The organism is Curtobacterium sp. NPDC098951 (assembly GCF_044759965.1).
Classification (GTDB): domain Bacteria; phylum Actinomycetota; class Actinomycetes; order Actinomycetales; family Microbacteriaceae; genus Curtobacterium.
The window spans coordinates 50,636-69,807 of sequence record NZ_JBIWAG010000004.1 but is presented as its reverse complement, the minus strand read 5'-3'; the positions used below and the strand labels follow the sequence as shown (position 1 = coordinate 69,807).

18 protein-coding genes are annotated in these 19,172 nt (G+C 72.1%); 6 read left to right on the top strand and 12 right to left on the bottom strand.

Annotation, left to right across the window (positions count from 1 at the left end; translation table 11 throughout):
* Window positions 1-95 precede the first annotated feature (95 nt).
* The 5 genes from ACIQUC_RS12735 to ACIQUC_RS12715 all read right to left on the bottom strand — a co-directional run bounded on the left by ACIQUC_RS12735 (window position 96) and on the right by ACIQUC_RS12715 (window position 5,608).
* The gene (locus tag ACIQUC_RS12735) at window positions 96-1,190 is read right to left on the bottom strand and encodes an alkene reductase (RefSeq protein ID WP_402267409.1); all 1,095 of its coding nucleotides are present in this window, start codon (window positions 1,188-1,190) and stop codon (window positions 96-98) included.
* A gap of 52 nt (window positions 1,191-1,242) precedes the next feature.
* Window positions 1,243-1,461, bottom strand: a complete 219-nt coding sequence (locus ACIQUC_RS12730) for a hypothetical protein (protein WP_402267406.1) — start codon at window positions 1,459-1,461, stop codon at window positions 1,243-1,245.
* 69 nt (window positions 1,462-1,530) lie between these two features.
* Window positions 1,531-1,974, bottom strand: a complete 444-nt coding sequence (locus ACIQUC_RS12725) for a MarR family winged helix-turn-helix transcriptional regulator (protein WP_402267403.1) — start codon at window positions 1,972-1,974, stop codon at window positions 1,531-1,533.
* 284 nt (window positions 1,975-2,258) lie between these two features.
* The gene (locus tag ACIQUC_RS12720) at window positions 2,259-4,895 is read right to left on the bottom strand and encodes an MMPL family transporter (protein ID WP_402267400.1); all 2,637 of its coding nucleotides are present in this window, start codon (window positions 4,893-4,895) and stop codon (window positions 2,259-2,261) included.
* 74 nt (window positions 4,896-4,969) lie between these two features.
* Complete coding sequence (locus ACIQUC_RS12715) at window positions 4,970-5,608, bottom strand: TetR/AcrR family transcriptional regulator (protein ID WP_402267397.1); 639 nt, start codon at window positions 5,606-5,608, stop codon at window positions 4,970-4,972.
* Between the two features lie 145 nt (window positions 5,609-5,753).
* Between ACIQUC_RS12715 and ACIQUC_RS12710 the strand changes: the two genes are divergently transcribed.
* The 3 genes from ACIQUC_RS12710 (at window position 5,754) to ACIQUC_RS12700 (ending at window position 8,492) form a co-directional block, all read left to right on the top strand.
* Window positions 5,754-7,235: a mannitol dehydrogenase family protein gene (locus tag ACIQUC_RS12710; protein ID WP_402267394.1), complete on the top strand. Its 1,482-nt coding sequence runs from the start codon at window positions 5,754-5,756 to the stop codon at window positions 7,233-7,235.
* Between the two features lie 94 nt (window positions 7,236-7,329).
* A complete protein-coding gene (locus ACIQUC_RS12705) occupies window positions 7,330-8,025 on the top strand; it encodes a YafY family protein (protein WP_022905328.1) in 696 nt (231 codons plus the stop codon).
* A 95-nt stretch (window positions 8,026-8,120) separates the two neighbouring features.
* Window positions 8,121-8,492 (top strand): VOC family protein, encoded by a 372-nt coding sequence (locus ACIQUC_RS12700; RefSeq protein ID WP_031260895.1) that lies wholly within the window; start codon window positions 8,121-8,123, stop codon window positions 8,490-8,492.
* A 42-nt stretch (window positions 8,493-8,534) separates the two neighbouring features.
* Here the strand turns inward: ACIQUC_RS12700 and ACIQUC_RS12695 are convergent, their stop codons facing one another.
* Together ACIQUC_RS12695 and ACIQUC_RS12690 are read right to left on the bottom strand one after the other, a co-directional pair.
* Entirely contained in the window at window positions 8,535-9,086 is a 552-nt protein-coding gene (locus ACIQUC_RS12695) for a GNAT family N-acetyltransferase (RefSeq protein ID WP_031260893.1), read from the bottom strand.
* 25 nt (window positions 9,087-9,111) lie between these two features.
* Window positions 9,112-10,104, bottom strand: a complete 993-nt coding sequence (locus tag ACIQUC_RS12690; protein ID WP_402267389.1) for an alpha/beta hydrolase — start codon at window positions 10,102-10,104, stop codon at window positions 9,112-9,114.
* A 166-nt stretch (window positions 10,105-10,270) separates the two neighbouring features.
* Here ACIQUC_RS12690 and ACIQUC_RS12685 point away from each other — a divergent pair, with 166 nt between their 5' ends.
* A complete protein-coding gene (locus ACIQUC_RS12685) occupies window positions 10,271-12,322 on the top strand; it encodes a transglycosylase domain-containing protein (protein ID WP_402267387.1) in 2,052 nt (683 codons plus the stop codon).
* Between the two features lie 137 nt (window positions 12,323-12,459).
* Here ACIQUC_RS12685 and ACIQUC_RS12680 read toward each other — a convergent pair whose 3' ends face one another.
* Genes ACIQUC_RS12680 through ACIQUC_RS12665 form a run of 4 tightly spaced genes read right to left on the bottom strand, consistent with a single transcriptional unit; the run spans window position 12,460 to window position 16,683 of the window.
* Window positions 12,460-13,482 (bottom strand): ABC transporter substrate-binding protein, encoded by a 1,023-nt coding sequence (locus ACIQUC_RS12680; RefSeq protein ID WP_402267384.1) that lies wholly within the window; start codon window positions 13,480-13,482, stop codon window positions 12,460-12,462.
* Window positions 13,483-13,493: 11 nt separating this feature from the next.
* The gene (locus ACIQUC_RS12675; RefSeq protein WP_402267381.1) at window positions 13,494-14,411 is read right to left on the bottom strand and encodes an ABC transporter ATP-binding protein; all 918 of its coding nucleotides are present in this window, start codon (window positions 14,409-14,411) and stop codon (window positions 13,494-13,496) included.
* A complete protein-coding gene (locus ACIQUC_RS12670; RefSeq protein WP_402267379.1) occupies window positions 14,408-15,598 on the bottom strand; it encodes a FecCD family ABC transporter permease in 1,191 nt (396 codons plus the stop codon). The genes ACIQUC_RS12675 and ACIQUC_RS12670 overlap by 4 nt, the downstream gene beginning before the upstream one ends.
* Window positions 15,595-16,683, bottom strand: a complete 1,089-nt coding sequence (locus ACIQUC_RS12665) for a FecCD family ABC transporter permease (protein ID WP_402267377.1) — start codon at window positions 16,681-16,683, stop codon at window positions 15,595-15,597. Before ACIQUC_RS12665 ends, ACIQUC_RS12670 begins: the two co-directional genes overlap by 4 nt.
* Window positions 16,684-16,702: 19 nt before the next feature.
* On the opposite strand from ACIQUC_RS12665, the gene ACIQUC_RS12660 reads away from it, so the two are divergent.
* Window positions 16,703-17,542 (top strand): siderophore-interacting protein, encoded by an 840-nt coding sequence (locus ACIQUC_RS12660; RefSeq protein ID WP_402267374.1) that lies wholly within the window; start codon window positions 16,703-16,705, stop codon window positions 17,540-17,542.
* 16 nt (window positions 17,543-17,558) lie between these two features.
* Here ACIQUC_RS12660 and ACIQUC_RS12655 read toward each other — a convergent pair whose 3' ends face one another.
* Window positions 17,559-18,071, bottom strand: coding sequence for a hypothetical protein (locus ACIQUC_RS12655; RefSeq protein WP_402267372.1), 513 nt, complete (start codon window positions 18,069-18,071; stop codon window positions 17,559-17,561).
* A 557-nt stretch (window positions 18,072-18,628) separates the two neighbouring features.
* Between ACIQUC_RS12655 and ACIQUC_RS12650 the strand changes: the two genes are divergently transcribed.
* The gene (locus tag ACIQUC_RS12650; protein ID WP_402267370.1) at window positions 18,629-19,006 is read left to right on the top strand and encodes a VOC family protein; all 378 of its coding nucleotides are present in this window, start codon (window positions 18,629-18,631) and stop codon (window positions 19,004-19,006) included.
* Window positions 19,007-19,172 lie beyond the last annotated feature (166 nt).

Genomic DNA, 19,172 nt, shown 5'->3' with positions numbered 1-19,172 from the left:
GGGGGGGCCCCCCCCCCCCGGGGGGGGGGGGGGGGCGGGGGGGGGGGGGGCCCCCCGCCCCCCCCCGCCTCCCGTCCGTCACGCAGCCGCGTCGACTACGCGGCCTGCGCGCGCGCCTCGGCCAGCGTCGGGTAGTCGGTGTAGCCCTCGGCCGTCGCGCCGTAGAAGAACTCGGGACGCGGCTCGTTGAGCTCGGTGTCCTGCTCCCAGCGGTACGCGAGGTCCGGGTTCGCGATCGCCGCACGACCGACCCCGACGGCGTCTGCGTGACCGCCCTCGACGAGGGCGATCGCCTCGTCGCGGGTCGTCAGCGCGCTGAAGCCGGAGTTGGCGACGAGCGGAGCGCCCGCCGTGCGACGGATGTGCTGCACGAGGTCACCGGTCGGCTCGGCGTGCAGGACGTCGACGAAGGCGAGACCGAGCGGTGCGAGGCCCTCGGCGATGGCGGTGTAGACCGCGCGGACGTCCTCGGGGTCGCTCTCGAGGACACCCTGGATCCCGTGCTCGGGCGACAGGCGGATGCCGGTGCGGTCGGCGCCGATGGCCTCGGCGACGGCCGTGGTGACCTCGATCGCGAAGCGCGCGCGGTTCTCGGCCGAGCCGCCGTACTCGTCGGTGCGGGTGTTGGACGCTGCCGACATGAACTCGTGCACGAGGTAGCCGTTCGCCCCGTGCACCTCGACGCCGTCGAGTCCGGCGGCGATCGCGTTGCGGGCGGCGCGGACGAAGCCCTGCACGGCCTCGTGGACCTCGTCGGTGGTCAGGGCGTGCGGGACGGGCATGTCGGCCTTCGAGCCGTCCGGCAGGTGGGTCTGCCCCGGAGCGGCGATCGCCGACGGCGCGACGATGCGCGGGGTGGCGGAGATGGCGGTGTGGGAGACGCGGCCACCGTGCATGAGCTGCATCACGATGCGGCCGCCCTCGGCGTGCACGGCGTCGGCCACGCGGCGCCAGCCGGCGATCTGCTCGTCGGTCTCGATGCCGGGCTGGCCGGGGTACGAGCGGCCTTCCTGCACGGGCCAGGTGCCCTCGGTGACGATGAGGCCGAGGCCGGCGCGCTGGGCGTAGTGCTCCACGAGCAGGTCGTTCGGGACGCCGTGCTCGCCCGCGCGGGTGCGCGTGAGGGGCGCCATGACGATGCGGTTCGACAGGGGGAGTGCGCCGAGTTCGGCGGGTTCGAAGAGCTTCACGCGGGGATGGAACGAGGTGTTGCCGTGTGCAATTCCCGCTCCGTGCGGATCGTCAGGATCTGGGGCACACGAGCGTCGACGAGCGCACCTGGCCCTCGGGTCGGATCACCTGGTGCCGCGAGAGGGGCTGGCCGCAGATCGGGCAACCGCGGTCGACGGTGCGGTCGTCGATGCCCTCGGGGTGCCCGGCGCCGATCTGCGACGGACCCATCTTGGCGATGAGGGTGCTGTTCCACCGTTCGTACCACTGCCCGAAGCGACCCATGGTCATCCCTTTCGTTCGTACACGAACCATTGTGCCACGAACGGCTGCGGAGCACATCGCCGATCCCGGGATCGGTCACACCGCGTCGACGCGCTCGAGCAGTTCGGTGAGCTCGTCCTTCAGCGCTTCGAGGCGTTCCAGCGGCCAGCCGAGGCGGTCGGCGACTGCGAGGGGGACCGCCCGGGCCTGTTCGCGCAGGGAACGCCCGGCGACGGTGAGGGAGACCTCGAGCTGGCGTTCGTCCGTGGCGCTCCGGATGCGGCGGACGTACCCGGAGGCTTCGAGGCGCTTGAGCAGCGGGCTCAGGGTCGCGGAGTCGAGGCGGAGTTCGCGGGCGATCTCGCGCACCGATCGCGGGTCCTGCTCCCACAGGGCGAGCATCACGAGGTACTGCGGGTGCGTCAGGCCCATGGGCTCGAGCAGGTCGCGGTAGAGCCCGATGACGCTCCGGCTCGTGGCCGCGAGCGCGAAGCAGAGCTGGCGGTCGAGGGCGAGCGGGTCGACGTCGGTCTCGGTCATCCGTCCACTGTACCGTTCGTGCGCGAACGAGTGGCGGGTGCGGGACTGGTTGCGTGAGAGGGGGGCGCGCGTGCAACCTGCGACATCGTCGGCGTCGTACGACATCGGTCCTGTCGCTCGTGAGCGGACGCAACTGTTGCACGCGCGGAGTGGCGACATCGTCGCTGTCGTACGACATCGGCGATGTCGTTCCGGCTCGGCAGACGGGCGCCGGCCGCGACGCACAGGAGGCGCGGATCGACCCGTGTGGGTCGACCCGCGCCTCCTGGGTGGTCGCGCCGTGACTACGCGCGGTGCGCCGGCGGGTGCCCTGACTCGTGCGCGTTCGCGTCCGGCTCCACCGGCAGCGCGTGCGAACCGGTGTGGGTGCTCTCGCGCCCGCCGGTCGGGTGCGACCGCTCGAGCTTCGCGCCCTCGACGTCGACGTCCGGCACGATCCGGTCGAGCCACTTCGGGAACCACCACGCGCTCTCGCCGAGCAGGTGCATCGCGGCCGGGATGAGCAGCATGCGGACGACGAAGGCGTCGATGAGCACGCCGAACGCCAGCCCGAAGCCGATCGGCTTGATGGTCGAGGAGTCCGAGAAGATGAAGCCCGCGAACACCGAGATCATGATGATCGCGGCCGCCGTGACCACCGCGCGACCGGCGTGCAGTCCGCGCTGGACCGCGACCTTCGCGCTCGCGCCGTGGGCGTACGCCTCGCGCATGCCCGACACCAGGAAGAGCTGGTAGTCCATCGCGAGTCCGAACAGGATGCCGATCTCGATGATGGGCAGGAAGCTCAGGATCGGTGCGGGGTCGTGCACCCCGAACACGCTGCCGAGCCAGCCCCACTGGTAGATCGCGGTCAGGCCACCGAACGAAGCCAGGACGGACAGGATGAAGCCGGCCGTCGCGGTGATCGGGACGAGGAACGACCGGAACACGATGATGAGGATGATGAGCGAGAGCCCGACGACCACCACGAGGTAGAGCGGCAGCACGTTCGAGAGCTTCTCGGACACGTCGATGTTCGCGGACGCGTTGCCGGCGACGCCGAGCGTGACCTTGCCGTCGTCGGTGGAGACGGTCTGCTCGCGGAGGTCCCTGACGAGGGTCTCGGTGGAGACGCTGTCCGGACCGCCGGCGGGCTTCACCTGGAACGCGATGATGTCACGGTCCTTCGAGGCGCCGATCGGCAGGACGGCCTTGACGTCGTCGTTCTTCGCGATCGCCTCGCCGATGGTGACCTCGGTCGCGGTGACGTCGTCCTTGCTGACCGCGTCCGGCAGGGTCGCGACGACGAGGAGCGGGCCGTTCTGGCCGGCGCCGAACTCGCTGTCGAGCGCCTTGTAGGCCTTGTACTGGCTGGAGTCGACCGACTCGGACGCACCGGTCGGCAGGCCGAGGCGCATCTGCGTGGCGGGGAGCGCGATCGTGCCGAGCACCGCGACGCCGGCGACGAGCGTGATGACCGCGCGCCAGGTCGACATCGGCTTGTTCGGCACCCGGGTCGAGTCGGTGTTGCCGATCTTCGCGCGCTCCTTCTTCCGGAGGATCCGCATGCCGATGAGCGACAGCAGCGCCGGGGTGAAGGAGGTCGCGATGAGGATCGCGAAGAACACCGCGACCGCGCCGACGGTGCCCATGAGGCCGAGGAACGGGATGCCCGTGATGTTCAGGGCGAGGAGCGCGACGATGACGGTCGCGCCGGCGAAGACCACGGCGTTGCCGGAGGTGCCGTTCGCGAGCCCGATGGACTCGTGCACGCCCATGCCCTGCTTCAGCTGCGTCCGGTGTCGGTTGAGGATGAAGAGCGAGTAGTCGATGCCGACCGCCAGGCCGAGCATCACCCCCAGCACCGGCGTGACCGAGATGAACTCGACGAGGCTCGAGAACGACAGGGCCGCGAGGGACGCGACGCCGACGCCGAGTACGGCGGAGACGAGCGGGACGGCCGCGCCGATGATCGTGCGGAGCATGAGGAACAGCACGATCGCGGCGATGATCACGCCGCCGATCTCGCCCGGACCGAGGATCGACGGGACGCCCTGGGCGATGTCGTTCGAGACGTACACGTCGACGCCTGCGATGTCGGCCGCCTCGGCGTCGTCCGCGATCTGGGTCTTCGTGTCGGCCGGGACCTCGTAGGTCGACTTCGTGAACTGCACGGTGCCGATGACGGCGCTGCCGTTCGACGACACGAAGCGGATGTCCTTCGACAGGTCGAGGAGCTTCGAGCCCTGTTCGAGCTCCTGCTCGCTCGCGTCGAGCTTCTTCGTGTTGGCGTCGATCTGCTGCTGCGCGGCCTCGAGCTGCTGCTCACCCGAGGTGATCTGCTGCTGCTGCGCGTCGATCTGCGCCTGCGCCTGCGCGAGCTGCGTCTGGGCGGCGGCCGCGGCGGCGGCTCCGGCTGCCTCGGCCTGGGCCTTCTTCGCGTCCAGCTGGGCCTGCGCGCTGGCGATCTGCTCCTTGGCGGACGCCAACTGCGACTGCTGCGCGTCGAGCTCCTTCTGACCGCTCTCGATCTTCGCGCGGCCGTCGGTGATCTGCTCGCGGCCGTCGACGATCTTCTGCCGCTGGTCGTCGAGCTGCTGCTGCGTGTCGAAGCCGCTCGTGGCGCCCTTGACGCCGTCGAGCTGCTCGACCTTCTGCAGGAAGTCCGCGACGTCGGACTTCTGGGTGTCCGTGAACGCCTTGCCGTCCGTCGTCTCGAAGACGATCGTGCCGGTGCCGCCGTTCGCCGACGGGAACTTGTCGGCGAGCTCGTCCTGCACCTGGCTCGTCTTGGTGTTCGGGATCGTGATCGACGACGAGATGGTGCCGGCGAACAGCGAGTACGTGACACCGGCGATGCCCATGATCACGATCCAGGCGATGATCACGAGCCAGTGGCGTCGCGCGGAGAACCGTCCGAGACGGTAGAGGAGACCGGCCATGCGGTTGCCCCGATCCTTTCGTTGTCAGCTGCTGTGGTGCGGGGTGCGCCGGTGGACCCCTGGGGAGGGAGGTGTCAGTCGTCGGCCATGTAGCCGCTGCGGACGCTGTGCACGAGTCGTGCGAGCAGGGCGTCCCAGGCGTCGATCGCGTCCGGGTCGAGGCGGGGTCCGGTCGTCGTGAGCCAGTGGTCGGCGATCACGACGATCCCGCTCATCAGGGACTCGACGAGGAGTGCGGCGTCGAGTGCGTCGGCGGCCGGGTGGCGTCGGGCGACCTCGTCACGGAGCCGTTCGGTGACCCGTGCGAAGGCGGTCTGGGTGAGCACCGCGGCCTTGGGGTCGTCCTTGCCGGGGTCGCCGAGGATCCGGTACATCCCGGCGATCGCGGGCGCCAGGTCGGCACCGCGCGCGGCGGACTCGAGCTCGTCGAACATCGACGAGCGGCTGCCGTCGCCGACCGGGGTCTTCGCCATGTCGGCGAGGAAGCGGTCGATGATGACGGAGAGCTCCTGCTCGCAGACGGCGAGCAGGACCTCGTCGAGGGACCCGAAGTGGTTGAAGACCGTCCGGCGGGCGATGTCGGCCCGGGACGCGAGGTCGTCGACGCTGAACTCGCGGCCGCCGCGCTCGTCGATGAGGTCGCGAGCCGCCTGCAGGATCGCCGCACGGTGCTTCGCCTTGAGGGCAGCACGGCGGTCGATCGACAGGGTCACGGCCACGACACTAGGTGCATCGATGCACTCGGTGCAACGACGTGGAGAGCATCTTCAGGTACGTACCCCGGCGGGAACCGTGGTTCTGAACAGATGTGCACGTGGTTGACTGGGCGAGCACGTCCGCCGTACGAAGGAGTACCCGATGCCCGTCCGTCTGTCCCCGCAGCACCTCGACGAGGTCGCCGCGAGCGGTGTCGCCGTCCCGACCTACGACCGCGACGGCATCACCGCCGGCATCGTGCACTTCGGCGTCGGCGGCTTCCACCGGGCGCACCAGGCGATGGTTATCGACCGGCTGCTCCAGCGGGGCGAGGGCCGCGAGTACGGCATCTGCGGCGTCGGCGTCCTCGAGCAGGACCGCCGGATGGCCACGGCGATGGCCGAGCAGGGCGGGCTGTACACGCTCGTCCTCAAGCACGCCGACGGCACCCGCGAGTCCCGCGTGATCGGCAGCATCGTCGACTACCTGCTCGCCGTCGACGACCCCGACGCCGTCGTCGAGAAGATGGCGCACCCGGACACCCGGATCGTCAGCCTGACCATCACCGAGGGCGGCTACAACTTCGACCACGTCACCGGCGAGTTCGTCGCCGACGAGCCGGGCGTCGCAGCCGACCTGCGCGGCGACGGCCCGCCGCACACCGTGTTCGGACTCGTCGTCGAAGCCCTGCGGCGCCGGCGGGACCGCGGGCTGGAGCCCTTCACCGTGATGTCCTGCGACAACATCCAGGGGAACGGGCACGTCGCCCGCGAGATGTTCACCGCCTACGCCCGGCTGCAGGACCCGGCGTTCGCCGACTGGATGGACGAGCACGTCTCGTTCCCGAACTCGATGGTCGACCGGATCACCCCGGTCACCGCCGACGAGGACCGCGCCTGGGTCCGCGACGAACTCGGCATCGAGGACGCCTGGCCGGTCGTCGCCGAACCGTTCTTCCAGTGGGTGCTCGAGGACGACCACCCGGCAGGCCGCCCGCCGTACGAGCAGGCCGACGTCCAGATCGTCGACGACGTCGAGCCGTACGAGCTCATGAAGCTCCGACTCCTCAACGCCAGCCACCAGGGCCTGTGCTACTTCGGGTACCTGTCCGGGTACCGCTACGCGCACGAGGCCACGCAGGACCCGGCGATCGCGACCTTCCTGCGCCGCTACATGGACGAGGAGGGCACCCCGACCCTGCACCCGGTGCCCGGCATCGACCTCGAGGACTACAAGTCCACCCTCATCGAGCGCTTCCAGAACCCCGAGGTCCGCGACACCCTCGCCCGCCTCTGTGCCGAGTCGAGCGACCGCATCCCGAAGTGGCTGCTGCCGGTGGTGCGCGAGAACCTCGCCGCCGACCGACCCGTCACCCTGTCCGCGGGCATCGTGGCCTCGTGGGCCCGCTACGACGAGGGCACCGACGAGTCCGGCGAGCCGATCCGGATCGTGGACCGGCTGGCCGACGAACTGCACCGCATCGCGCTCACCCAGCGGGACGACCGGCTCGCCTTCATCCGGAACCGGCAGGTGTTCGGGGACCTGGTGGACGACGAGCGGTTCGTCGCGGCCTACCGCGACGCCCTCGACGGGCTGATCGCGGACGGCGCGCACGCGACGGTGACGCGCCTGTCGCGTTCCTGAGACGCGACCGTCCACGGGCCTGGAGGCGCGGTGCCGGCCCGCACCGCGCCTCCAGGCCCGTCCCGTGGTGCGTCCAGGGCGCTAGGGTCGCGTCGTGAACCGGACCGACCGCCTGTACGCGCTCGTCGAGGAGCTGCGCGCGGCGGCACCCGGCCGGCGGAGCGCCCGTCGCCTGGCCGAGCACTTCGGGGTGAGCGTCCGCACCGTCGAGCGGGACCTGCGCGCGCTGCAGGAGGCCGGCCTGCCGATCTGGTCCGAGCCGGGACGCACCGGCGGGTACACCATCGACGCCCGTGCGACGCTCCCGCCCCTCGGGTTCACGGTGGACGAGGCGCTCGCCGTGGCGATCGGCCTCGGGACCCTCGGTGCGAGCCCCTTCCGCGATGCCGCCAGGAGCGCGGCGCGCAAGGTCACCGCGGTCCTCGCCGAGGACGACGCCCGACGGACGGCCCGGCTCGCCGCACGGGTGCTCCTGCTCGAGGCGGGCGACCGGACCCCGGCACCCGTCGCCCTCGCGGGTGCGCTCACGGGCGGACGCGTGGTGCGGATGCGGTACCGCGACGCGAACGGCACCGAGACCGACCGCACGGTCGAACCACTCGGGTACGTCGGCAAGGGGGAGGACTGGTACCTCGTCGCCTGGTGCCGACTGCGCGACGGGGTCCGGGCCTTCCGTGGCGACCGGGTGCTGGTCGTCGAGGAGACCGACGAGGCCGCGCCGCCGCGGGTCGTCCGGATCGAGGAACTCGACATACCGCACGGGGTGCTCCGACCCGTCCTCGGAGACTGACGGACCGATCCGCGGAAACCCCGACAGGACGGTGTCGCGGACGGCGAGGATGCTCGTCCCCGGGTGGTCACGGTGGTCACCCGGGAAGGCACACCGTGGAGTTCGCATCGATCCGCATCATCACCGAGGACCTGGAGGGGATGGTGGCGTTCTACGAGCGCATCACCGGCACCACCGCCCGACGTCCGGCCCCGGTCTTCGCCGAGTTCGTGACCGGCGGCCTCGTGCTCGCGCTCGCGACGCCGGCGACGGTCGCGATGCTCGGCGTCGACGCGCCGCGGGCTGGTGTCGCGGGCAGTGCGATCGTCGAGTTCCTCGTGGCGGACGTGGACGCCGCCTTCGGTCGCCTGCAGGACGGGCTCGGCGACGTGGTGCTGCCGCCGACGACGATGCCGTGGGGCAACCGGTCCGCGCTCGTCCGGGACCCGGACGGCACGCTGGTGAACCTGTTCAGTCGTCCCGCGTGACCGTTCCGGTTCGGGGATCCCGGGGATCGCGAACCGGGACGGTCAGCGCTCGTCGTCGTCCCACGGCACCGGCGTGGTCGTGCCGGTCTCCCAGTCCCGCCGGAGCACGCCGTAGCCGACGGACGCGACGGGGCGTCCACCCTCGACTGGCCAGCCCTCGCGGTAGTGCGCCTCCTTCACCCAGCCCGCACGGACGAACACGCGCCGCATCGCGACGTTGTCCTCGCGCGTCTGCCCCTCGAAGCGCGTGACGGCGGGCAGGGTGGTGAACACGTGGTCCGTCGTCGCACGGAGCGCGGGCACACCGAGGCCACGGCCGCGGAACCGGCCGGCGATGCGGAGGTCGAAGAGCGGCACCGGGTCCTCGAGGTCCTCGAGCCGGACGATCCCGACCCGCCCGAGCTCGGCGTGCTCGAGCCAGTACGTGTCGTGCTCGCCGTCACGGTAGGCGCCGGCGTCGACCGCGGCCTCGGCGTCGGCGCGGGCGATGGTGCGTCGGACGTGGAACGGGAACTCCTCGCTCGTGAGGAACGCGATCAGGTCGGCGCGGTCGGCGCCGGTCGGGTCGAGACGGACGAGCGTGACGGCGGTCATGCAGGCCACGGTAGCGGCGGCTCGGTCAGCGGGGGAGGGACGCCGCCCAGCGGTCGATCGCGTCGTACGCGTGCTCCCGGACCTCGGGGACGGAGAGCACGACGTCGTGCAGGGCCCCGTGCAGTCGGCGGATCGTGACCTCGCTGCCGAGGGACAGGGCCCGGTGTGCGACGACGTCGACGTTGAGGGCGACGTCGGCCCGTGCCATGCCGTCGTCCCACCGGGGTTGCAGCATGCTCTTGTCGCTCAGGAGGACGAGCACGGGCACCTCGATGCCGAGGCCGTCCTCGACCGTGGCCTGCCCGTCGAACACCGCCGCGAGCCAGTTCGGGTGCAGGGGGAAGCCGCGGTCGGGTCGCCACTGCTGGTCGTACGTCCACGAGCCCTCGCCCGCGGCGGACACCGTGCGGGTGTAGAAGCCCGGGTCGACGGCGGGCATCGGCGCGAGCGGGTTCCGTCGGGCGCCGAGCCGGACGACCGGGGCGACGAGGGCACGGCCGACGGCCTTGGCCTGGAACTCGAGCCAGGGGCTGTTCAGGACGAGGCCGTCGACCCGGTCGGGGTGCCGTGCGGCCCAGAGCGACAGGGTGAGTCCGCCGGTGGAGTGTCCCATCGGCACGAGTCGTCGGCCCGTCTCACCGTGGTGCTCGGCGGCGATGGCGTCGAGCGCGGCGGCGATGTCCTCGTCGTAGGTGGCGAGGTCGTCGACGTTCCCCGGGGTCTGCCCGGGCCGCAGGCTCCGCCCGTACTTGCGCAGGTCGAGGGCGTGGAACCGGGCGCCGAGCCGCTCGATCCGATCCGCGAGCTCGACCTGGAAGAAGTAGTCCGACCAGCCGTGCACGTACAGCACGTCGACACCGTGCAACGGGCCGTGCGCGTGCAGCAGGAGATCCGCCGGGGTGCGGCGTCGGCGGACGAGCGTCGCCACGACCGGTCCCTCGTGGTCGTCGCCGAGCGGGAGCTCGAGGCGTTCGAACGGCGCCCCGAGCACGTCTTCGCGCCAGCCGTGGTCCGCCATCCGTCGAGCGTATCCGCCCGCCTTCCGTAACGATCCGTACCGCCTCGGGACCTTCCCAGCCGCTCTGGTGGGATTCCCCGGCGAAGTCCCGGGAGTCGTCCGAACACGGCTGGGAGGGTCCGGGGACCGCAGCAGCGGGGATCCACACGAGGGGGAGGCCCAGGGGATGACGTTCAGACGTGCAGGAGGAGCCGCGCTCGGCTTCGTCGGCGGGAGTGTGCTCGCCGGTTTGTTGGTCGGGGTCGGCGTGACGCCGGTGCTGGCGGTGGCCGGGGTGGGGACGACCTCGGCGATCGGAGTGTTCGACTCGATGCCCGAGTACATCGAGATCGGCGAGCTGCCCCAGCGGAACGAGGTCTGGGCGTACCGCGGCGGGAAGCCCGTGCACCTGGCGAACGTCTGGGCGCAGAACCGTCAGGAGCTCAGTCTCGACCAGATCAGCGACACCCTCGAGCACGCGGCGGTGGACGGCGAGGACAAGCGCTTCTACGAGACCGGCGGGGTCGACGCGACGAGCATGGTCCGGTCCCTCGTGAGCGTCGTCGCCGCGGGTGGCAAGGGCGGCTCCGGCGGGTCGACCATCACGATGCAGCTGGTGCGGAACATCAAGATCCAGCAGGCGAGCGAGCTCCCGACGGCCGAGGAGCGCGACGCGGCGTACAAGGACGCCACGAAGCGGTCCGCGCAGCGCAAGCTCGCCGAGATGAAACTGGCGATCGGTCTCGCGAAGGAGTACTCGAAGCAGGAGATCCTGTCGGCGTACCTCAACATCGCGTACTTCGGCGACCAGACGTACGGCGTGCAGGCCGCCGCGCAGCGCTACTACGGCAAGGACGCCACCGACCTCTCCCCGGCCGAGGCCGCGTCGCTGATCGCGATCGTGCAGTGGCCGGAGCGGCGGGACCTGTCACGCCCGAGTCACTACGCCGACAACGTCGCCCGCCGTGACGTCATCCTCCGGTCGATGCGCGAGCAGGGGCACCTGAGCCGTGCCGAGCTCACCGAGGCGCTCGCGACGAAGCCAGCCGACTACGTCCGTCTCACGCCCCCGCAGCAGGGGTGCGAGGCCGTCGCCCGCGGCGCCGAGTTCTTCTGCCAGTACGCGGTCGAGGTCGCGAGGCAGCTGCCGCAGCTCGGCCCGACCGAGGACCGCCGCGACGACGCCTGGCGGAAGGGCGGGTACCGGGTGCAGACGACGCTCGACCTCGACCTGAACGGCCAGCAGAAGGCGCTGCTCGACCGCTACGACCCGGCAACCGAGTCGCGGTTCGCCCTCGGCGCGACACTGGACACGGTCGAGGCGGGGACGGGCCGTGTCCTGACCATGGCGCAGAACAAGGACTACGACCGTTCGTCGGACGCCCCGGCGAGTGCGACCTCGCTGAACTACGCGACCGACGAGGACAACGGCGGCTCGACCGGGTTCCAGGTCGGCTCGACCTACAAGATGTTCACGCTCCTGCAGTGGCTGGCCGCGGGCAGGAGCCCGGACGCGGTCGTCGACGGCACCAAGCGCGGCCGGAGCACGTGGACGCAGTGCGGGCAGACCATCGACTCCTACTGGAACCCGAAGAACGACTCCCCGGGGCAGACCGGCCCGTTCACGGTCCGGCAGGCCACGGCACAGTCGGTGAACGCCGCCTACGCGTCGATGGCCGAGCAGCTCGACCTGTGCGACATCCGTGACACCGCCGCGGCGCTCGGCGTGCACCCGGCCACCGGTGGCACCCTCCCCGCGAACCCGGCTGCGGTGCTCGGCACGACGAGCATCGCGCCGCTCACCATGGCGGCCGCGTACGCGGGTGTGGCGAACGGCGGGGTGTACTGCGCGCCGATCGTCATCGACCAGGTGACGTCGCGGGACGGCGAGGAGCTCGGTGGGCAGCCGCGGGCGTGCCGGCAGGCCGTGCCGACCGCCGTCGCGACCGCCGCGTTCGAGGTCATGCAGGGCGCGTTCCGCGGCGGGACCGCGAGCGGCGGGCAGACACCGGACGGCGCGACGCTCTTCGGCAAGACGGGCACGACCGACGCCGCCGACCAGATCTGGCTCGTCGGCGGGACGACCCGAGCGGTGACCGCCTACTGGCAGGGCAACACCGACGGCGGGAAGGCGAACCTGCGGCACTTCGCCAACGTCGAGGGGACGTACGCGACCACCCGCGCAGCCGTCTGGCGGCAGGCGCAGACGGCCGTCAACGCGGCGGTGCCGGTGGGGTGACGGACTGACGGATCCGACGGACGGGAGGCGCGGTGCCAGCTGGCACACCTCCCTCGCAGGCTCGGTCGGCGCGCCCCGCGTGACGCTGGCGCGTCACCGCTGAGCGGGGCGCGCTCCCGTCCGTCGGCAGGTGCGGACTAGGACAGCTTCTTGCTGTCCTGGAGCCAGCCCGCGAGCTGCTGCATGTAGGCGGCCTGCGAGGTGTAGTCGAGTGCGGGGAAGGTCCAGCTGTGGACCTGACCCGCTTCGAGGGCCGCGTTGTCGGCGAACGTCGGCTGCTTCTCGAGGTCGGCGACCTGGTAGCCCTGCTGCGAGAGCAGGATCACGTCACCGGAGATCTGGCCGGCGTTCTCCCACGAGTAGATGCCCCAGTAGAAGCCCTTCGGCTTCGGGTTCACGAAGTCGACGCCGAACGAGGTGTACATCTGCAGCGTCGGCTCGTCGGTCGGCCGCGTCACGTAGGCGCCGTCGCCGTCGGCGTACATCGAGACGACCTGAAGGTCCGAGTCCTTCGCGACCTTCTCGAGGTCGTCCGCGGCGGTCTCGAAGCGGTCCTCGGCCTTGTCGACCGTCGACTCCTTCGCGCCGAGCGACTCGGCGAGCTTCGCGATCGTCTCGATGACGTCCTCGCCCTTGCCACCCCACTTGACCTGGGCCACCGGAGCGATCGCCTCGACCTGCTTCTGCTGCTCCTTGTCCTTGAACCCGTAGCCCGGCTGGGTGGTGTCGAGCGTGCCCTGCTCGTCGGTCGGGTAGACCGAGGTGACGACGAGGTCGGGCTTCAGCGCGGCGAGCTGCTCGAGGTCGATGTCGCCGTAGGCGGCGCCGAGCTGCGTGATGCCGTCGGTGTCGAGGTCGTCGAAGCGGGCGTCCTTCGCCATGGTGAGCTGCCCGAAGGTGCCGACCGGCTTGAGCCCGTACTCGATGAACGAGATCGCGATGTCGTTGAGCACGACGACGCGCTTCGGGGTGTGGTCGACCTTGATGGTCGTGCCGGTGGCGTCCTTGTACGACCAGGCGCCGCCGGCCGCGGCGCTGCTGCCGCTGCCGGCGCTGTCGTCGGAGCTGTCCGTGCTGGAGCAGCCGGCGAGGAGGAGGGCCGAGACGGCCACGGAGGTCACGAGGGCGGCGCGGAAGGAGCCGCGGCGGATGATCTTCACGTTAGGAGAGGCTAACCTAAGTTTCGGGTGCCCGCCAGTTCGGATTCCGGACGGGTGGTGCCGGCCGGCGTCGCCTCGGCCCGGACCACGTCGTGCTCGTCGGCCTCGGGCACGATCATCGGCGCACCGGTCACCGGGTCCGCCACGACGCGGGCGTGCAGGCCGAACGCACGGTCCAGCAGCTCCGGGGTGAGGACCTCGGCAGGCGTGCCGTCGGCCGCGATGCCGCCGTCGTGCAGGACCACGAGCCGGTCCGAGTAGCGGGCCGCGAGGGTCAGGTCGTGCAGGACCATGACCACGGTCGACCCCTGCTCGCGGTTGAGGCGCCGGACGAGCCGGAGGACCTCGAGCTGGTGCGCCAGGTCGAGGTACGTCGTCGGTTCGTCGAGGAGGAGGGTGTCGGCCTGCTGGGCGACGACGAGGGCGATCCACGCTCGTTGCCGCTGGCCGCCGGACAGGCTCGCGACGTCGCGGTGGGCGACCTCGGTCAGGCCGGTGGCCGCGATCGCCTGCTCGGCGATGTCCGCGTCGTCGGCCGTCCAGGGCTTCGCCCACGACTGGTGCGGGTTCCGGCCGCGCATGACCAGGTCGAGCACGCTCGTGCCGGCCGGGGCGACGGGGGACTGCGGCAGGATCGCGAGCTTCTTCGCGACCGCCCGGTTCGGCTCGCGGCGGATCGGCACGCCGTCGAGGTGGACCTCGCCGGACTGCGGCTTCAGGACGCGGCCGAAGGCCTTGAGCAGCGTGGACTTCCCGCAGCCGTTCGCACCGAGGAAGGTCGTCACCGTGCCGCGTTCGATCCGCAGGTCGAGGTCGGCGAGCACGGGGTGCCGGTCGTAGCCGACGGCGAGTCCGCGGGCCTCGAGCACGGGGACGGCGGTGCCGGGCTGGGTGTCGGTGGTGCCGGGCCGGGTGTCGGTGCGGGTCATCGGGACATCTCCTTGCGGTGACGGATGAGGAGCCAGACCAGGTACGGGGCGCCGATCACGGTCGTGATGATGCCCACCGGGACCTGCCAGGGGAACGCCGAGCGGGCGAGCAGGTCGGCGGCGAGGACGAGGGCGGCGCCGAGCGCTCCGGCGAGCAGCAGGGGCGGACGGTTCGTGCCGGCGAGCCGGAGCCCGACCTGCGGGACGACGAACGCGACGAACCCCACCGGGCCGGCTGCGGCGACGGCCGCGGCGGTGAGGACGACCGCGAGCGCGATGACGACGAGCCGGTGCCGCTGGACGGCCAGGCCGACGCCGGTCGCGACCTCGTCGCCGAGCTGCCCGATGCCGAGGGCGGCGCTCGTGGCCAGCGCCAGGGGGACGGCGACCGCGGCGACGATCAGCAGCGGCCAGACGCTCGACCAGGACGTGCTCGACAGGCTGCCGACGAGCCACTGCGAGGCCGCGGCCGCGGCGGTGATCTTCGCGCGGACGAGCAGGTAGCTCGTGACGGCGTCGAGCGTCGCGCCCACCCCGATGCCGACGAGGATCAACCGGTAGCTCTGCACCCCGCCGCGCCACCCGAACCCGTACACGGCCGCAGCCGCGAGGAGCGCGCCGATCGTCGCGGCGACCGGGATGCCGCCGCCGAGGACGACCGCGGAGACCGAGTACGACCCGCCGCCGAGCACGATCGCGGCCACCGCTCCCACGCTCGCGCCGGAGGTCACCCCGATGATGTCCGGCGTCCCGAGCGGGTTCCGCGTGAAGGTCTGGGTCAGGGCTCCGGCGACCCCCAGCGTCAGGCCCACCAGCGCGCCCGTCAGCACGCGGGGGAGGCGCAGGGTGGACACGATGAAGGCGTCCGGTCCCGACTCGAGCCCGAACAGCGACCGGATCACCGTCACCGGGGCGATCCAGGTCGACCCGATCGCGACGCCGAGGACGACCAGGACACCGACGGCCCCGAGTGCGGCGACCGTGTACCAGAAGACCCGGGGGCGCCAGGCGAGCCCGACGGGGCCGATGACGACGCCGCGGCGGCCCGCGGCGGTGTGCGTGCGGGGGTGCGTCTCCGTGCGCGTCTGCGTCTGCGCGTCCGTCCCCTTCTGCGCCCGCGCGTCCGTCTGCGTCTGCGTCTGCGTCTGCGCGTCCGTGCGCGTCCGCGCCTGCTCCGCCGCGCTCACAGCGACACCAGCGATCGGCGGCGTGCGACGGCGACGAACACCGGGCCACCGATGACGGCGAGGACGATGCCGACCTCCACCTCGGCGAAACCGCCGATCAGGCGGCCGACCACGTCGGCGAGGACCACGAGCGCGGCCCCGACGAGCGCGGACACCGGCAGGGTCCAGCGGTGCCCCGTGCCGACGAGGGCCCGGGCGACGTGCGGCACGGTCAGCCCGACGAACCCGATCGGTCCGGCGGCGGCGGTCGCCCCGGCGGCGAGGAGCGTGATGCCGCCGAGTCCGACGAGCCGCGCGACGAGCACGTTCTCCCCGAGGCCCTTCGCCAGGTCCGTCCCGAGTCCGAGTGCGTCGAGCGCCCGCACGTTCAGCACGGCGAGCACCAGCCCGGCCACCAGGAACGGCCACACGGCTCCGAGGACGTCGAGCTGCCGTGCCGCGAGCGACCCGACGACCCACAGGCGGTACGCGTCGAGCGAGTCCTGGTCGGTGAGCACCACGAACGACGTCAGGGCGCCGAGGAGTGCCGACACCGCCGCGCCGGCGAGGGCGAGGGGCACCGGACTCGCGGTCCCGCTCCCCGCGATCGTCACCGAGAACACGACGACGCTCGCCACGAGGGCCCCCACGAGCGCGAACCACACCGTGGCGCCCGTGCTCGTGATGCCGAAGACGTAGACGCCGATCACGACCGCGAGGCCGGCGCCCGACGAGACACCGAACAGGCCGGGGTCGGCGAGGGGGTTCCGGGTGTGGCCCTGCATGAGCAGCCCGGCGATCCCCAGGGCGGCGCCGACGGCCGCGCCGATGAGCGTCCGCGGGATGCGCGAGCCCCAGACGATGGCCTCGTCCGTGCTGCTCCCGGTGCGCAGGAGCCCGTCGAGCACCCGGTCCGCGCCGATCCGGTTGCTGCCGAGGAGCAGGCTCGCCAGCGCCACGAGCACGACCACCACGACGAGGCAGACGATCACGAGCGCCCGCCGCCGGAGCGCGGTGCGGTGCACACCGAGCGCGTCCGACGGACGCGCTCGGTGGGACTGCCGGACGGGAGCCGGAGCGGAGATCGGGGCTGGCACGGAGATCATCTTAGGTTAGCCTTGCCTCATGGCGAAGATCCCGCGGCTCCTGCCCGAGAACCCCCGGCTCTTCCGTGCCCACGTCGTGGGCAGCGCCCGGGTCACCCCGTCGATGCACCGCGTCACGATCACCGGGGACGACCTCGGGGAGTTCCGGTACCTCGGGTTCGACCACTGGTTCCGCCTCTTCGTGCAGCGCCCCGACCAGGACGCGTTCCGGATGCCCGAGCTCGACGGCACGAAGTGGTGGCCGACCTACCTCGCCATCCCCGAGGACGTCCGGCCGCACTGCGCGAACTACACCGTCGCCGCCTTCCGCCGACTCGCCGACGGCACGGCCGAGCTCGACGTCGACTTCGTCGTGCACACCGACGACGACGGCACCCCCGAGGGCCGCGCCGCGATCTGGGCCTGCGGTGCACGCCCCGGTGACGAACTCGCCCTGCTCGACCAAGGCTGCATCTTCGACTGCCCGCCCGACACCAGCGAGGTCCTGATCGCCGCCGAGGAGACCGGGCTCCCCGGGGTCGTCGGGATCGCGGCGTCGCTGCCGAGGGACACGGTCGGCCGCATCATCCAGGAGGTCCCCACGGCGGCCGACGTCCGCGCGCTCGACGCCCCGGCCGGGGTGCGCGTCACGTGGATCGTCCGCGACGAGGTCGACGAGCACGCGGTCCCGGGGCGGGCGGCGCTCGCCGAGCTGCAGCGGCACGTGCCGACCGACGACCGCGGCTACGCCTTCGTGGTGGGGGAGTCGACCCTCGCGACCGAGGGGCGTCGACACCTGCACCGGGCCGGGCTGCCGAAGTCGCGGATCACCTTCTCGGGCTTCTGGAAGCACCAGGCGCGCGAGTCCGTCCCCGCCTGACGCACATCCCCTCGCCTCAGGGTGTCCAACCCCGGGGCACCACGAACGCGTCCCACAGCGCTCGCCCCGACCGGTCCGCGGTGCTGATGTCGAGCACGATTCCGTCCGCGTCGGCGGGCACCGTGATGGACAGCCGCGTCGTGGCGCCGCAGACGATGTCGCCCTCGTCGAGGACCGAGCGCGGGTTCGTCGACTCGCCGCCGTGCTCCTTCCGGGCGGTGAAGTCGCGGATCGTCAGGTGCACGATCGCCGTCGAGCGGCACACAGCGAGGACGTCGTACGGGCCGGAGAGGTCGTACTCGAGCGCGGCGGACCCCGTGACCGCTCCACGCTCGTCGTCCTCCACGAGGAGCTGCCCACCGGCTCCGCCCGCTGCACTCTCGCCACCGCCGAGGAGCGAGGACATCCGGTCGAACCACGCGTGTCCGTAGTCCTTCGGGAACGCGTCGTGGCCCGAGCAGCCGGTCAGGGTCAGCATGACGCCGGTGGCGGCGATCGCGGACAGCAGCCGCCGGCGGGTCTTCAGCACCCCGCGATCATCCCGGAACACGCAGCGGTCCGGCGACCCCTCGTCCGGGGTGCCGACAGACGGACAGGAGGCGCGGTACCAGCTGGCACCGCGCCTCCCGTCCGTCCCGGGGTCGCGTCAGCGTTCCCGCTGGCTACGCCCGTTCCGACCGGCTACGCCCGCTCCCGCCAGGTACGCCCGTTCCGACCAGGCGAGCCCGCGGTACCTGGTCGATCCGGGCGTACTGCCCCGAACGTTCCTACCAGGTACGCCCGTTCCCACCGGCTACGCCCGCTCCCGCCAGGTGCGCCCGAATCCGCCAGGGACGCCCGTTCCGACCGGGCGAGCCCGCGGTACCTGGTCGATTCGGGGGTACTGCCCCGAAAGTTCCGACCAGGTACGCCCGAACCGACCAGGTACGCCCGAACCGACCAGGTACGCCCGAACCGACCGGGTACGCCCGAATCCGCCAGGTACGCCGGTCCGACCGACCGACCGACCGCCCACGCCGCGAGGACCCCGCGCCCACCGACCGTCACGGCTGCCCGCCCGCTCGACGGACGGGTAGCGTCCGCGGCATGAGCAGCCGACTGAGCGAACTCGTCCTCAACTGTGCCGACCCCGAGGCGTTGTCGCGCTTCTGGTGCGCGGTCCTCGACTACGTCGAACTCGCAAGGGACGAGGACGACATCGAGATCGGCCCGGCCGCTGGGTTCGGCGGCGCGACCCCGACGATCATCCTCGCGAAGGTCGAACACGCGAAGACGCAGCCGCTCCGGCTCCACCTCGACCTCAGCCCCGTGGACCGCGACCAGTATGCCGAACTCGATCGGCTGCTGGCGCTCGGAGCGCGGCCGGCCGACGTCGGACAGACGGGGGAGGAGTCCTGGCACGTCCTGCAGGACCCGGAGGGCAACGAGTTCTGCCTCCTCCGGACGCGGCTCGCGCCGCTGTGAGTGAGCCCCCTCGCGAGGCGCGACCCGTAGACGGACAGGAGGCGCGGGGGCCGCGGGGCCCCCCCCCCCCCGGCCGGGGGGGGGGGGGGCGGCGGCCGCCTGTCCGCGGGCGGGGCGCGGCCCCGCGGGCCGGGCGGGGCGGGCCGGCGGGGGCGGAGGCCGACGG

Bases quoted from the DNA above. Each gene is read 5' to 3' on its own strand.
- ACIQUC_RS12730 (WP_402267406.1), bottom strand. From the start codon at position 1,461: ATGACCATGGGTCGCTTCGGGCAGTGGTACGAACGGTGGAACAGCACC.
- ACIQUC_RS12725 (WP_402267403.1), bottom strand. From the start codon at position 1,974: ATGACCGAGACCGACGTCGACCCGCTCGCCCTCGACCGCCAGCTCTGC.
- ACIQUC_RS12720 (WP_402267400.1), bottom strand. From the start codon at position 4,895: ATGGCCGGTCTCCTCTACCGTCTCGGACGGTTCTCCGCGCGACGCCAC.
- ACIQUC_RS12710 (WP_402267394.1), top strand. From the start codon at position 5,754: ATGCCCGTCCGTCTGTCCCCGCAGCACCTCGACGAGGTCGCCGCGAGC.
- ACIQUC_RS12695 (WP_031260893.1), bottom strand. From the start codon at position 9,086: ATGACCGCCGTCACGCTCGTCCGTCTCGACCCGACCGGCGCCGACCGC.
- ACIQUC_RS12690 (WP_402267389.1), bottom strand. From the start codon at position 10,104: ATGGCGGACCACGGCTGGCGCGAAGACGTGCTCGGGGCGCCGTTCGAA.
- ACIQUC_RS12685 (WP_402267387.1), top strand. From the start codon at position 10,271: ATGACGTTCAGACGTGCAGGAGGAGCCGCGCTCGGCTTCGTCGGCGGG.
- ACIQUC_RS12675 (WP_402267381.1), bottom strand. From the start codon at position 14,411: ATGACCCGCACCGACACCCGGCCCGGCACCACCGACACCCAGCCCGGC.
- ACIQUC_RS12665 (WP_402267377.1), bottom strand. From the start codon at position 16,683: ATGATCTCCGTGCCAGCCCCGATCTCCGCTCCGGCTCCCGTCCGGCAG.
- ACIQUC_RS12660 (WP_402267374.1), top strand. From the start codon at position 16,703: ATGGCGAAGATCCCGCGGCTCCTGCCCGAGAACCCCCGGCTCTTCCGT.
- ACIQUC_RS12650 (WP_402267370.1), top strand. From the start codon at position 18,629: ATGAGCAGCCGACTGAGCGAACTCGTCCTCAACTGTGCCGACCCCGAG.